This is a genomic window from Bacillus lumedeiriae, from assembly GCF_044891285.1.
GTDB lineage: Bacteria > Bacillota > Bacilli > Bacillales > Domibacillaceae > Pseudobacillus > Pseudobacillus lumedeiriae.
Window position 1 is genome coordinate 514,556 of sequence record NZ_JAUIYO010000001.1, and the last position, 14,349, is coordinate 528,904.

Genomic DNA, 14,349 nt, shown 5'->3' on the forward strand with positions numbered 1-14,349 from the left:
TATTCTTTTTCCATCATACTATCAAGTATTTTTATTTAATTGTGCCATTAAAAACATAGATTCGCAATAACACTTTCAGATTTTTCTAAAAATAAAAAAGTGTAAGGGAGGGCAGTCTTCTCCCTTACTTGAAGAAGATCGCTCCTCTTACGTAAAATAGGCTTTGTTAAACTTCCCTGTTGATTTCTGTTGCAGGTACCCGCTTTCCGCTCCATTCAACAATGGTCATTAACACAGGCTTACAATAAAAGAGCTGCCTCATAAAGGCCTAACCTTTCCAACTGTATAAATTGGAGAAGCCCTTAAGACAGCTCTCTGCCCTGCTTATTAAGGTTTTTCACGAGTCACATATGTGCCTGCAATAAAATCATGGATCGCACGCTTATCTTCTCTCAAGCCGACCATAAAGGCACTAATGATTAAACCGATACCTAACGTTACAACGTAAACAAGACCTGCGACAAGCGTACGCATCAACATAGCCCCAAAGCCTAACTTGTCACCATTTACTTTGACAATGCGGACGCCAAGTATCCTTTTTCCAATCGTATACCCTGACCAAATCACAGGCAGCACTAAAGCGTATAACGCGTTTATAACGCTCGTGAATACATCTCCATCCCAGTTTCCTACAATAAAATAACTTAAAATAGATAAAGGCACACCTATAATAATGGCATCTAAAATATTAGCAAACAACCTTCTCCAAAACCCCGCTGGTTGTGTAATCATGTACTCTCTCTCCTTCTTCCTCTATTAGCTCGCCTTTTTTAATAAGGCAATAATGTCACGATCTCCTGATTCAATCGCGTACATCAAGACAGTCATGTTTTCACTGTCTCTATATTCAGGATCGGCTCCTAACTTCAATAACGTCTCTACTGTTGCAGCATCTTCACTGAATACAGCATACAGCAATGGTGTCGTTTCGTCGTCTGCACTTTGATAATTCAGTTCCCCTCCGGCTTTTGCCAGCCTTTCCACCATTTCGGCATTTCCTTGCTGGGCGGCGGCTGTAAATGGAGTCATTCCATAATCATCCTCTTCGTTCGGATCAGCGCCGGCTTTTAATAACAGATCGACCATCTCTTTATTGCTGTCTAAGACAGCCCAGTGAAGCGGCGTATATCCTTGGTTATCTGTTATATGAACATCTCCTCCCTTTTGGATAAAGGCACTGACTTTCGCGGTGTCTCCTTTTACTGCAGCTTCGATCACCGGAGGAATATCTCCCGCCGGCGTTTCACTCTCCTCAACTTCCTCGTACTCATCAGAAAAAGCGAAATCAGAAAGTTTCTCTATCCCATAGACACTGCCTGCTACAATCAGCCCAAAGGTCAGTAAAGCGGCTGGTATCCACAGCCAAACGAGCTTCCTTGTCTTCTTCACAATGACAGTCTGCTCTGGTTCATCAAAGAACAGAGCAATTTCATATATTCGTTTCGGTAAAGGCGGATGTGTTGACAGCACTTCACTCAGCCAGACGAAAAAACCTTTTTCCTGATTAACTTGATCTAAATATTCTGTCCGGTCTACCCGTTGATAAAGTGCTTTGCCGACAGCAAGAATCGTTAAGCTATTTTTAGCTGCTTCCCGATTACCTATATAATATGCAGCATAGCGATCACATGTGTATTCACAAGCCCGCAAATACAATTCGGCAATCCCTGGTATCCACATCGCTGGTAAAATAAACAACATTTTTGATAAATGATTCCTCTTAATATGCGCCAGCTCATGTGCAATCACAAACGCCAATTCATCCTTTGCTCCCCTCGTCGTCAATTCAAAAATTTCCGAATAAACGACGACCATATTCTTTCCAAAAAAACGAGTAGCAAATGCATTCAATGCTCCCGCCGACTCCATCACATAGACGTCGGGCACAGATGAAATCCCCATTTTCTCACACAATTCTTTTGTTTGCTCGTATACATCCGGAAACTGTCTCTCTGTTAACTTCACCGCATTCATACGAATATACCCAATCGAGAGCGCGTGTAAAAATAACGAAAGAGCAAACAAGCCTACTATAATAAAAATACCCACAATCGACATAACGAAACCAATATATGTAAGAAGACTAATCACAAGTACGAGCCAAAAATACTTATTCTCATTTTTATGAACGAGGGCCTTAAGCTGTATTTCCTGATTCATTTTCCTTCCTTCCACTCCTTTCATCATCACTTTTTCCTATTGCTTCATTTGTCTCCATATTAGAATAATGGTAGAAGGAAGAATATACTATAGGAATATAGTGGAATAGATATCTACTATTTTAGTATCGGTCTTCCTTCGATTATTTCCCAGGATATTAATACCTATTTTTTAGTTTACTGAAAATAGCTTTTTTATGACTAAAACTACTGTACGTGTTCTTTTCATCGTTCCGTCTTTTCTTTTATCGATCATCCACAATCACTTCAAAAACATCTTGCTCTTCGGTAAATTCCACCTTCCATTGATCCGCTTTCACATCAAACGCAATGTTACTAACAGCGAGCACGAATCTTTCTCCTTTTTTTGATTGCTTAATGGCTTGACGTACAACTTTCGCTTCAGTTAAATCCGCTTTTTCAGGCTGATATGTTGGCAGCACTTTTACATATTTGACTGAACCTTGTCCAGGATAAGACTCGAAAATTGGACCGGATGCTTCAACCAGTATGCTCTGTCCTATCTCTTCTTATTTTTGTATCCTTCGTTGTTTGTTCCAGTTCAGCAATAATTTTCCTGCCGCTTACTGTTTTAAGTACCGGCCACTTTTCTTATTCAACTTGGACGTGACGGTTTTCGTCATCCAAACCTTTACAACTTGCAAGAATGAGAGAGACGAAGACGATCACTGTCATTATTATTGTTTTTTTCATATATTATTCTCCTCTGGATATGGCCCATTGGTTTATTCACTTTTAAAAATGAATCTTCACATGTTTTTCATAAAAAAATAGTGGAATATTAACTTAACCTTGTTATAATGCTTGTTGAAAACAATAAATAACGAAGGTGGACGATATGGATCATACGTACAGATATGTTGTCAATGCTGTTGGCAAAGGTGGCGAAACTTATTATTCTCATTTTAAAGATAAACATGATTTAAAAAAATGGATCATCGACCACCAAGATAAACTATTAATGGATGAGTTAAAAGTAGTTGATAAACATAGGTCTCCTCTTTTGAAATGGCTGCCCTTTAAAATATGATCGACTAAAAAGCTGTCTCATAAGGAGTGGATCCTTTTGTTTTGAGACAGCTTCTATAGCAAGTTTAGACGGCAGATCATTGATCTAAAATAAGATAAGCAGTTCTTCATTTATCCCATACTTCTTCCAGCGTATCTCTAAACAGCTCATCAAGCTGTCCGGTTGGATCGGGAATGTGGACGTTTAAACTTTTCGCATATGCTTCAAGCCGAACGATTTCTTCATTAAGGAATTGATTGATGATGTAGATCCTCGGCTCCACATCAAGTTCATCACCAGACATTTTTCTCTCTAATAAAATAGCAACGGCGTCTTTTATCTCTCCCGCTGGAATCATTTTTTCCAGCAGTGTTTGAAACTCAAGCGGCGGAAATTCATTGAACTCTTCAATCCATTTCGCAGCCAGCACAGGGCGAAGGACATAAAAATACTTTTTAATTTTTACGTTTTCCCCTTGCAAATATTCCCGATAATTGTTGCGGGCCATATTTAAATAATGATACAAGCAAGAATGCGGTGCAAAAACCTCTCTATGTAAATTTTTCATCCGATCAATGGTTGAAAAAGCTTCGTAATAAACAATCGTCGATTGCAGCCATTCCAAAAGAGGCGGATTGGACTTGCGAAATAGTTTTAACGCTTTCGTCAGCTCCCAGCCATTCATATCAAGCAGGTCATTTATCGGCAGTTCAATCACATCCCGCTTCGTGCCGACACCGACCGGGTCAATGCTTAAATAATGATCTTTTTCATGCACATAGACAAACCGCACATCATAATCGCTGTCTTTCGAAGGAAAGCCCCACGCGCGGCTGCCAGATTCACATGCATACACTATTTTGACATTGTAATCTTTTTCGATTTGGGTAATGGTTTTTAAAATTTTTTCTTTCATTTACTAGAGCCTCCTGCTTCATTCGTCCCTCTTTTTAATAAAAGCATTCATTGCATCTATCTTACTTTCAATGCGATCAAGCTGCGTTTTCCTTTGTTTGGCCGAACGAAAAAACTGCACGATAAAAATCACAATAAGCACAAGCAGCCCTAAATTAAATAATTGCCACAATACATCTCCAATATTTATATGCATGCCTCTATCCTTCCCACTGCTTTAGTAGGGTGCACCTACTTTCATTTGATACAAATTAAAATAGTCTTGTTTAATATCAACTAACATCACTGTATCATCTTTCTTGAATAAGTGAACCGATCCCATTTGTTTGTCTTTCTCTTCTTTCCATCCTCTTTCCTCCAGCTCTTGAAAATACCGCTCGGGCGGCAGCAGCCCTTGCTCGCCTCCAATGTTTTTTAATTCATATTTAACCCCCTTTTCTATGTTAGGGTTGCCAAACTTTGCTTCCTGAGGTTCGGCATTTTCTGGAACAGGAAAATCATTGTAAATCGTTGATTGTTTGTATCCTGCTTCTTCATTATATGAGGACGAGCAGCCGGCAATTAAAACTACTAACAGGATTGTTAAAAGTTTTTTCACTATAACGCACCTCTCCCTTTTTTATTTTGCTGCTCGTTTTTTATTAAAACCATCCCGCTAATAACGTATACGACTGAAGCTAGATAAAAAAATCGTACCAATCGTCAGAAAGTCAACAAGATAACCAGTTAAAATGATAGCGACAGCCGCTCCAATTGATGTCCATGTGTGATAGTTTCCGATTTCTTTACCAGCTGTTTCTTTAGCGACACGGCGGGCGAGCGACGTTTTTTCTGTGTTTTTCTGCAAGGCACCAAGCAGTCCCATAAAGATTTGCAAAATGTATACTTGCCATACTTCTGTAACGAGTGGAAAGAACAACAGGAGTACAGCCATCCCCCACGCATAAAAAATGAGCAGCTTCCGATCGCCTGACTTGTCCGCCATTTTTCCAATCACTGGATAAGCAACGGCAGACGTTAAGGCAAACAAGCCATACGCCCAGCCGAATTGTGAGTAGCTGTCCCCAATATTTCTCAGCAACAGCACATAAAAAGGAAAAATCATACTGCCTGCCATCATAATTAAGCTTTGTGAAAAAATAAATCGCTGAAAATTCATTTGCCATACTCCTCATAGAAAAAGTTCATGAAGCGTTCATCCGGATCGTACTTTCTTTTCATGCGAAAAAACTCTTCGCTGTGCGGATAAGCCGTGCGCAGCTGCGCTTTCGTCGGATACGGGTAGTAAGGCAAATAGTAACTGCCATTATACTTAAGCGTAACATCAATCATCTTTCGAATGACCTTTTCGGTTTGTTTGACATCCACTGAAGACCGCCCTTGATTAATGAGTAAAACCAATGCAAACATATCTTCTTTTGCATAGGACAAAACGGCCCGCTCATTTTTCTTCACGTAACGGATCGTAATATTAAGTAAATTAAACTCTTCTTGTTCCAACACATTTCGTAAATCGTCTATATAACTCGTAAATTTATTAACTGGGACAAAATACTCCTGCAAAACTTCTGTTCGTCTGCTGTTTTCGTATTCCATAAATGCCGTTTCCGACCTCATAACGTTATTTCTCGTTTCCAGCTTTCCGTTTCCTTGTTCCATGTATGTCCGTTGGAGCTCCCAAAAACTATTTTTCCCCCAGCCGCTATAACGAGAAAAACCGAGCAGCATTTTCGGTGCCGCCACGATTCGGTCTTCTTTTAATTGATTATAAGAAGAAAGGTCTTGTTGATTGGCAGCGAGTGTCCAATTCGTTACGTACATGTCCCGTAAAAATGTATCAGGCGCAATTGAAATACGGGCTAAATGCATTTTTACATGAGGATTATTCGTAACCTCTTTTGTAAAATAAGACGCGTATTCTCTATAATCAATAAACTTTGTATTCGTTTTATATAGTTCATCTTCTGTTAACGTGAAAGTAACGTCTAAAATAATTCCGAACAAGCCGTATCCACCAATCACGAGAGGGAAAAGCTCTTCGTTCTCCTCTCGGCTGACATGAATAATTTCTCCGTCTGCTGTGAGCAGCCGAAACGATTCAACTGTATCAATTAACGAATCATTTCGAATGTCACGGCCATGAACATTTACACTTAACGATCCGCCAACAGTAAAAATGTTTTGCGACTGCATGACTTTTACTGCTAGACCATACGGATTAATCCGCTGCTGAATATCGTCCCAAGTCGCTCCGCTTTGAACAGTAATCGTTTGTTTTTGTGGATGAAACTCGAGAATTTTATTGTATCTTGTCATATCAATCATAATTGCATTCGGATAATACGTCTGCCCGCCCTGACTGTGCTGCACACCGGCAATTGAAATCTTATCTCCCGTTTGTTTGGCCTGACGGATGATAGTCTGCAATTGTCGCTCTCCCTCCGCCTGCTTAATACTTTTTACAGTTGTCGGCAGCAGCCTTCCAGCATCGACCACTGCCGGCTGAGAATTTTTTTGTTCATATATATACATAGAGCCGAAAAAAAGCAAACTATATCCAATAAAAAAAGAAGAGATCATTTTTTTATTCATAAGTGACTACTCCCAAAAATTGTCTATGTTTATCTTAACATACGCATTTACATAATTTTATCATATATGGAAATTATGGAATATATTTTCTTAACCTGCGATAGATTGAAGACGAGTAAACTACAATTGTTCACTATTCGGATTATTTATCCGTTTTCTTCATGAGTTGTCCGACCGTTCGATCACTTTTCTTACAATAAAAAGAAGAATGCTCTAAAAGCTTGGCTTTTAGAGCATTCTTCTTTTATTTTGCCGCGTCATAAAGGGAATCGACGTTGTAGCCTTTCTCTTTGTAGTAGTCCAAAATTCCGAGGTAGATGGCTTTAGCACCTTGTGCACGCCAGTAATCTGATTTCAGTTTCTCATTGTCGTTTTTATTATCTATAAAACCAAGTTCAGCAAGGGCTGCCGGCATACTGTTGTATTTGATTACGTAATAACCAGCTGTCTTCACCCCACGGTTTTTCAACTGTAAAGCGGTAAGCATACGCTGCTGGATTTTTGTCGCTAGCAGCTTGCTATCAGAAACATACGGGTTTGTTGCTGCTGCATAATAGTAAGTCTCAATCCCCGTTCCGCCCCCGGCATTTGCATGGATACTGACGAATACATTTCCGCCCTTACTTTTGGCAAATTTCGGACGTTCTGATAACGTTGGAAAGGTATCACTTGTACGAGTCATATACACTTGAAACGGTGTTTTCTTAAATAATTCATTTACTTTTAAACCTGTATCGAGCACAACATCTTTTTCTTTTAATCCGAAACCGACAGCTCCAGAATCCCCGCCGCCGTGGCCAGGATCAAGAATGATTACTTGGTTAGCAAGGCGCGGGTCCACGTTATCTATTGTGCCGGGATTTTCGCTGCCGTCATCTATATCGCCTTTATCAGAGTCATTATTGCCGCTGTTCGCTGACTCCTTGTCACTCAAGTAGCTTTTATGTACAAATCCTGTAAGGCTGCCTGATTGAATATAAATCCAGCTGCCAATTTCATGACTAGCGGATACTTCCGCATTTGTTTTGAGGGAACCGACCTTCTCATAACTAGTAGCTGGACCTGTACGTACATTCAAACTAGTGGCATTTACCCATAACTTCTTTTTAAATTGGGCAGTGTTTTTCGTACGGAATTCGGGATTGATCGCGCGTGCAAGGAATACGGAAAAGTCAGCACGGATAATCTGCCGGCTGGACCCGAACGTTCCATCTTCTACTCCGTTTGCGATCCCTCGTGACATCAATGCATTCGCTGCCCCAGACAGCGTACCGCCAAACTCATAGCCGAATGCCCTTGACATCATTACAGCCATTTCACCACGTGTCACTTCTTTATATGGAAGAAATTTTCCGCCAGCGTAACCGGACAAAACTCCTTTTTCTACTGCTGATTGAATGTAGCCGGATGAATCGTTATCCGCCGATACATCTTTAAAAACAGTCTCACGCTTTGTGCCATCTAACTGCAAAGCCCGGCTGATAAATACAGCTGCTTCTTCGCGGGTCACCACTGTCTCAGGAGAAAATCTCGTCGCTGATGAACCGTGGGCAATGCCCCCTTTCATCAAATAGTTCACTTCTTTCAACGCCCGGCTAGGCACGTCCGTAAATCCGCTGGCCTGCGCCGTTGTGTGAAATCCAAAAAGAGGGACGACTAAAACAAACGCTAATATGACAAAAACCACACTTTTTCTCACAACTTTATCTCCTTTCATAAAATTTACCATTTGATTCTAGTATACAACTTTCTTCTTAAACATCCACATTTCTACTCTTACTCTACTTTTCGACAGAAATAGGTTAATTATGTAGATCTCTGATTGCTTTGTAACATTAAAAATAATATTGTAATATATTCGTAATAAAACTAAGCATAAATATTGAATGATATAAAATCTAAATTTGTAATGATCATTTGTTGTTTAAAAAATGGCTTTGTTAAGCTCACCTGCAGCGAAAAGCAACAAAGTAGAAAAATCAACAATAGTCATTAACATAGCAAAAAAAGAAAAACCACTCCCTTCAGGAAACAATTCCCTAAACAAATCATTGATATCTCTCTTCATTTTGGCAAAGCTATAATGGAAAAGGAGGGATATACAAATGAGCAAACCAAAAACAGGCAGAAATCAGTTCGCATCTAATCATGCGGGGTCACCTCCCACTGCCTTCGATGCAAACAAAGGAAAACAAATGCAGGATAAGTCAGGAAAGCATCCACAAGTCATCCAAACAAAGGGTGAGTAAGTAACAGGTTAAGCAATAAGGACTCCCAATTTCACAGCCCAAAACAGCTGTCTCTATACTAAAGTGTCGGACCTCGCATCAACCATATACTGTATATTCAAAGGATGAATATCCACTATACATAGTGTATTGAAGATGAAGGCAGACCTTTATGAGGCAGCTTTCCTTCAATTATTCTAGCTTCACACATAAAAAAAACTGCCTCAAAGCCAGTACTTCATTGACTTTGGAGACAGTTTTCCTATCTTCATTATTTACTTACTACTTCGCTGACCATTTCATTCACTTCAGCTCTGCTCATTTTTTCTTTTCCTTTTTCCAAAGCGTCAAGTGTGCCATGAGCAAGAGCCAGCGGAATTTTGCAGAAATTAAGAATGGAGCCTTCTTTAATATCTTCTATATAAACGTCAGCTAATGCCAAGTTTCGTCTGGCGTACGCAAACATCTCTTCCAATCCCCACCCCTCCGGGAAGAAATTTACACCTCTTTCGCCGTCTTCTGTGTGATTTCGGAGAATATTAACAGACTGCAAGCCGCGGCCATAAGCGATTGCTAAATGCTTGTCTGTTTCCGTCCCATCATGCCACTTCCAAATATCAGAAAGCATCACTCCTACCAAACCGGCAACATAAAACGTATATTGATCTAAGTCTTCTTCGTCCTTGACTTTCCAGCCTTTCATTGCCCATTCAGCCATCCCCTTTGCCATCGTAGACGTTGCACTTAACACATTCTCAACAATCGTCGCCGGGCAAAAGTCAATCCAATCACTGAGCCGCACAGTGACTTCTGGTAAGACTGATTGATAAGGAGCAATGGCCGATTCAAACTTCCCTTTATTAAATGGGTTCGTCAACATGTCGCTGATTGAATACAGCAGGCTGCTTTTCGCTGCCTGATCGAGTTCCGAATGGTCTTCTATTTCGTCGATCGCTCTCATACATAAGTAGGCCGATGCGACAGCTTCTTGTACGCCTGGAGCAAGCTGACTGATAGGAATAAAAAACGTCCTGCTCGTCTCCTTTAACACGTCGATCGCGTCTTTTTGTAAATGATTGATTTCGCTCATTTTGTTGCCTCCTGTTTTTCACGGTCACACGCCAAACGGTTTAAGAAACCGTTTTTTTTAATGATAACAATAGTTTAACATAAAATTTGACTTCTTATTAAATTTGATTGTTACAGAAATAAGCTGCAGGATTATTCGCCAAAAACTTCCTGTATTTTTTTATTTTTTCCTCACTTATACTGATTACAACAATTGAAAGGAGTTACTAATTTGAAAAAGCCATTATCTATATTTTTCAGTTTTATTCTTGGCTTGACTCTGTTTACGCCGTTCGCACAAGCGGCTTCGTTTACAGATGTGCCTGATTCCCACCGCTTCTTTGAGGACATCGATTTCTTATCCGATATGGAAATCATCAGCGGCTATCCGGACGGCACATTCAAACCTGATCAAGCAGTAACACGGGCGCAAGCCGCTATTTTAATCGGAAAAACGTTTGATCTTGACGGAGAAAAAAGAAACACGCCATTTATCGATGTACATGCATCGAATACAGCTTCCGGTTATATCACTTCTGCTGTAGAAGAAGGTATCATTTCCGGCTTCCCGGATCATACATTTCGGCCTAATCAAACAGTTACACGTGCGCAAATGGCGATCATTCTTGCCAAAGCATTCGATCTGACAGATGAAGCTGATGTTGACTTTCCTGACGTTTCGCCAAGTTCAGCTGCTTATCCTTACATAAAAAATATTGTCGCTGCCGACATTACGTACGGGTATGAAGATGGAACATTCCGACCAAACGCTCCAGTTACACGCGGACAATTCGCTGCCTTTTTATCAAGAGCGATGGATTCCTTTGCCGGTGACGCATTTGGCATCCTTTTCCTGAACGTCGGTCAAGGTGATGCAACCTTAATCGGCCTTCCGAGCGGAGAAACAGTACTTGTTGATGCCGGTCCGTCCGATACAGCCATCGCCCAAGAACTCGAAGCTCTTGGAATTGAAGAGATCAATACATTCATTGCGACGCAGCCTGATTCAGAACATATCGGCGGTGCTGACTATGTCATTCATCATTTTAACGTCCAAAAAGTTATCGACTCTGGCTTAACGGGCACGTCAAAAGAGTATACAGATTATGTAAATGCAGTGAAAGCAAAAAAATTGGCATTAACACCAGCGAAAGAAGGACAAAATCTATCAACAGATCAAGAGGTGTCCATCAACGTTCTAAACGCCAACAGTCAAGCTGAAAACGCAGACGATGGCTCAGTCGTTCTCGAAGTCAGCCATGGCGACATCGACTTTTTGCTCATGTCTGATGCCACAACGGAATTAGAAAAACAGTTAATGACGAAATATACGCTTGATGCAGAAGTGTTGAAAGCAGGCCAGCACGGTGCAGCAACAGCAACATCGCAAGAATTTGTCGACACTGTTGCGCCAACTCTTGCTGTATTGTCACATGGAAAAGGAGCAGATTTCGCAGATGCGTCTGTCCTAAAACGCCTGACAGATGCTGGTACGGAAGTGAAATCCACAACAAATGGCACGATTATAGCGTTAAGTGACAAAGAAAGCTTTGTAACGATGCAATTGGATCTTTTTGAATCCGGCGCCAAAGCAGCCGCTGCAAGCAGAGCTTTGCAAAAAATGAATTAATTAGACGAGGGGACCATCCTTTTACCGCTGTCATTAAGCGAAGAAAGGTGGTCCCCTTTTCTTTTATTCTTTTAACGCACCCATTTTTTCTGTCACCGATTCGTATGTTCACAAAAACACCAGCCCCTCTTTGCTTGATTGCATCAAAGGGATGGCATGAAGATGAATATTTATTTTATTCTTCTATCTCAAAATACACTTTCTCCAAGCCTGTAAATGGAACAGTGGAGCCGCCTAGAGTGACTTGTGAGAAAATAAGCAATATATTCTCTTTCGGAATGTAGAACATTTTATCAACATTTCCGTATGTTTCCAATTGCTCGATCGGCTTCATTGTTTTATAATCATATGCTTGGATGTAATTTTTCTTGTTAGCTGTATATAATTCGCCGTACTCAGCGTCAAAAGCAATAGAGCTGTATGGACGATCCAGCTTAGCGAAATAAACCATGTCCGCACTTGGTGTAGCAGAAGAGCGAAAAATGTGGCCTGTACTGTTAAAAATATATTTTCCATCCGGTGAAATCGTTAAATCTTTATTCAAATCATAATCGCCATGGTACGGTGAACGCTGTTCTTCGTTTAATGCGCCGTTAGTAATGGCAAACGAACTCATCGTTCTCGGCGAAAGGGCAGTCGTGATCGTATACAACCTTTTTTGGGACGGGTGCATCTCTATCAGTGTTCGCGCATAGATCCCTTGTGAACTGATAATTTCACCCGTCTTGCTGTCAAAGCTGACAAGTTTTGTATGCTGTCCAGAGCCTGATGAGATATAAACAATGCCATTGTCATCCGCTTCAATGTCATATGGATCAAGATCAATATTGATGACCTTGTCTTGTTTCATCGTTGCCGCATCAATTACAGCAAATGCTCCTCGTTGATCCTTGTCAGGCACATAGTAATCGTGCTTTCCTTTTAATTGAGTGGCATAAATCTTGTTGTTCGCATAAGCAATGCGTTCTGCTGGCAAGTCCAACTCCACAGACTCAGCGTCATATGTCTCATAGTTTAAAGCAACAACTTCATTCGTGCTGCCATCTAACAAATAAACAATCGGTTTTACGGGATCGATATCATAATCAAGAATATCACCATCAAACAACGCCTCTAAAAGCGTATCAGCTATTCCTACATTCTTCGGCTGGAAAGAAGGTTCAATGATCCGGGCCATAAATGCAGAAAATTGGGCACGGTTAATTGGCTGTACCGGTTTAAACGTGCCATCAGGATATCCGACTGTAATATTGCTGGCAGCTAACGAAGAAATATACCAGTATGCTTTAGATGACATCGGAACATCAGTAAAGCCTTTCGGATAAATACCGCCTAACTCATAGGCTCTCACAAGAATGATCGCCATTTCTGCACGAGTTAAATTCCCTTGCGGATCAAAAATATTATTTCCCTTTCCAGAGATAATCCCCATTTCTACCGCTTTAGCTACTTCCTCATAGCCTCGGTCCCCCGGCTTAATATCTTTAAAGTTTGGATTAGGCGCCTTGCCAAGTTCGGGCTTCATTTCACGCATAATCATCTGCACAGCATGAACCCGTTTAATAGGCTCATTTGGACGAAATGTACCATCTGGGTAACCAAAAATAATTTCTTTACTCGTTAAAAACTCAATCTCTTTTTTAAAGCTCGTTACATCTTTAAAAGATTGAACTGTGGCAGCCTGACTGGAATACGGCAAAACTAGGATGAATATGAACAAGGCCGCAAGACACCTTACTAGAATCTTAATCATATGAAACTCCCTTTCTAAAATATTCTAAACACTTATTATATATTAATCTAAATATTTATCCTCTAGGAAAATATAACCATTCCATCAAATTAACCCCATAAACCTCCACTTTTAACCCATCATTCACGAAAACATCTACTCAGTAAAATACGTACTACAACAAACACCAATTGGAAATGATTGATAATAATTATATAAAGAATGATTAGATTGGAGTATGTATCAATATGAATATCATGCATTTAACAATGGAACTTATTACTGGATTTTTCCTTCTTTTTATAATCGTTAAGTGGGTTGGAAGGAAAATCATTAATCAAATTACCCCCTTCACTTTTATCGCCTCTATTGTGTTAAGTGAACTGCTGGGAAATGCCTTATATGATGATAAAGTGGGAACTTTCTATATTATTTACTCAATGAGTTTGTGGGGATTGTTACTATTTACTGTCGAATATCTTGGAAGAAAACATTTGTTTTTCCGTGGTATTTTTCAAGGAAAGCCTGCTGCTATTATTAACAACGGAATCGTTGACCCAGAAGCTTTAAGAAAGAGCCGGATGAATCTCAATCAGCTGCAAAGTCTGCTTCGCCAAAGTGAAACCTTTTCCATTCGTGAAGTAGCCTTTTGTTATTTAGAGGCTAATGGTTCCATTAGTATATTAAAGAAACCACAATATCAAAAAGCGACATTGGAAAACTTCAATCTTCCAGGGAAACCAGCTTATGTCCCTGTCACTCTTATTCGTGATGGAGAAGTGTTGTGGGATGAAATCAAAGATTTGGGATTTGATGAATCTTGGTTAAAAATGCAGCTATTATCACAAAGTGTTTCTGATTACAAAGATGTTTTTATAGCTGAATGGCTGGAAGGGGACGGAATGTTTGTACAGACTTATCCTAAAACTACATGATTGTTCATCCTTTCCCGGTACGAATAATCCTTTAAAAAAATGTCTTTCTACTTGTCAACT

14 protein-coding genes and 1 pseudogene are annotated in these 14,349 nt (G+C 40.1%); 4 read left to right on the forward strand and 11 right to left on the reverse strand.

Annotation, left to right across the window (positions count from 1 at the left end):
• Nucleotides 1-327 precede the first annotated feature (327 nt).
• The 3 genes from QYG89_RS02675 to QYG89_RS02685 form a co-directional block, all read right to left on the reverse strand.
• Nucleotides 328-732 (reverse strand): RDD family protein, encoded by a 405-nt coding sequence (locus tag QYG89_RS02675; RefSeq protein ID WP_404314261.1) that lies wholly within the window; start codon nt 730-732, stop codon nt 328-330.
• Between the two features lie 24 nt (nt 733-756).
• Nucleotides 757-2,160 carry a M48 family metallopeptidase gene (locus tag QYG89_RS02680; protein ID WP_404314263.1) on the reverse strand — a complete coding sequence of 468 codons (1,404 nt, stop codon included), beginning with the start codon at nt 2,158-2,160 and terminating at the stop codon, nt 757-759.
• A gap of 244 nt (nt 2,161-2,404) precedes the next feature.
• A complete protein-coding gene (locus QYG89_RS02685) occupies nt 2,405-2,602 on the reverse strand; it encodes a hypothetical protein (RefSeq protein ID WP_404314265.1) in 198 nt (65 codons plus the stop codon).
• 416 nt (nt 2,603-3,018) lie between these two features.
• On the opposite strand from QYG89_RS02685, the gene QYG89_RS02690 reads away from it, so the two are divergent.
• Nucleotides 3,019-3,210, forward strand: coding sequence for a hypothetical protein (locus QYG89_RS02690; protein WP_404314267.1), 192 nt, complete (start codon nt 3,019-3,021; stop codon nt 3,208-3,210).
• Nucleotides 3,211-3,316: 106 nt separating this feature from the next.
• Here QYG89_RS02690 and QYG89_RS02695 read toward each other — a convergent pair whose 3' ends face one another.
• The 6 genes and pseudogenes from QYG89_RS02695 to QYG89_RS02720 form a co-directional block, all read right to left on the reverse strand.
• Nucleotides 3,317-4,105, reverse strand: a complete 789-nt coding sequence (locus tag QYG89_RS02695; RefSeq protein ID WP_404314269.1) for a nucleotidyltransferase domain-containing protein — start codon at nt 4,103-4,105, stop codon at nt 3,317-3,319.
• Between the two features lie 18 nt (nt 4,106-4,123).
• Complete coding sequence (locus QYG89_RS02700; RefSeq protein ID WP_404314271.1) at nt 4,124-4,300, reverse strand: DUF4083 domain-containing protein; 177 nt, start codon at nt 4,298-4,300, stop codon at nt 4,124-4,126.
• Between the two features lie 21 nt (nt 4,301-4,321).
• On the reverse strand, nt 4,322-4,702 hold the full coding sequence (locus QYG89_RS02705) for a hypothetical protein (protein WP_404314273.1): 381 nt from the start codon (nt 4,700-4,702) through the stop codon (nt 4,322-4,324).
• Nucleotides 4,702-5,263, reverse strand: a pseudogene (locus QYG89_RS02710) (MFS transporter). Before QYG89_RS02710 ends, QYG89_RS02705 begins: the two are co-directional and overlap by 1 nt.
• Entirely contained in the window at nt 5,260-6,696 is a 1,437-nt protein-coding gene (locus tag QYG89_RS02715) for an FAD-binding oxidoreductase (protein WP_404314275.1), read from the reverse strand. Before QYG89_RS02715 ends, QYG89_RS02710 begins: the two are co-directional and overlap by 4 nt.
• 244 nt (nt 6,697-6,940) lie before the next feature.
• Nucleotides 6,941-8,395: an N-acetylmuramoyl-L-alanine amidase gene (locus QYG89_RS02720; protein WP_404314277.1), complete on the reverse strand. Its 1,455-nt coding sequence runs from the start codon at nt 8,393-8,395 to the stop codon at nt 6,941-6,943.
• 406 nt (nt 8,396-8,801) lie between these two features.
• Between QYG89_RS02720 and QYG89_RS02725 the strand changes: the two genes are divergently transcribed.
• Nucleotides 8,802-8,945, forward strand: coding sequence for an acid-soluble spore protein N (locus QYG89_RS02725; protein ID WP_404314279.1), 144 nt, complete (start codon nt 8,802-8,804; stop codon nt 8,943-8,945).
• 250 nt (nt 8,946-9,195) lie between these two features.
• Here the strand turns inward: QYG89_RS02725 and QYG89_RS02730 are convergent, their stop codons facing one another.
• Nucleotides 9,196-10,014 (reverse strand): squalene/phytoene synthase family protein, encoded by an 819-nt coding sequence (locus QYG89_RS02730; RefSeq protein WP_404314281.1) that lies wholly within the window; start codon nt 10,012-10,014, stop codon nt 9,196-9,198.
• 210 nt (nt 10,015-10,224) lie between these two features.
• Here QYG89_RS02730 and QYG89_RS02735 point away from each other — a divergent pair, with 210 nt between their 5' ends.
• Nucleotides 10,225-11,622: an S-layer homology domain-containing protein gene (locus QYG89_RS02735; protein WP_404314283.1), complete on the forward strand. Its 1,398-nt coding sequence runs from the start codon at nt 10,225-10,227 to the stop codon at nt 11,620-11,622.
• A 175-nt stretch (nt 11,623-11,797) separates the two neighbouring features.
• Here QYG89_RS02735 and QYG89_RS02740 read toward each other — a convergent pair whose 3' ends face one another.
• Nucleotides 11,798-13,375, reverse strand: a complete 1,578-nt coding sequence (locus tag QYG89_RS02740; RefSeq protein WP_404314285.1) for an S-layer homology domain-containing protein — start codon at nt 13,373-13,375, stop codon at nt 11,798-11,800.
• 227 nt (nt 13,376-13,602) lie between these two features.
• On the opposite strand from QYG89_RS02740, the gene QYG89_RS02745 reads away from it, so the two are divergent.
• Nucleotides 13,603-14,289 (forward strand): DUF421 domain-containing protein, encoded by a 687-nt coding sequence (locus tag QYG89_RS02745; RefSeq protein WP_404314287.1) that lies wholly within the window; start codon nt 13,603-13,605, stop codon nt 14,287-14,289.
• Nucleotides 14,290-14,349: the final 60 nt, after the last annotated feature.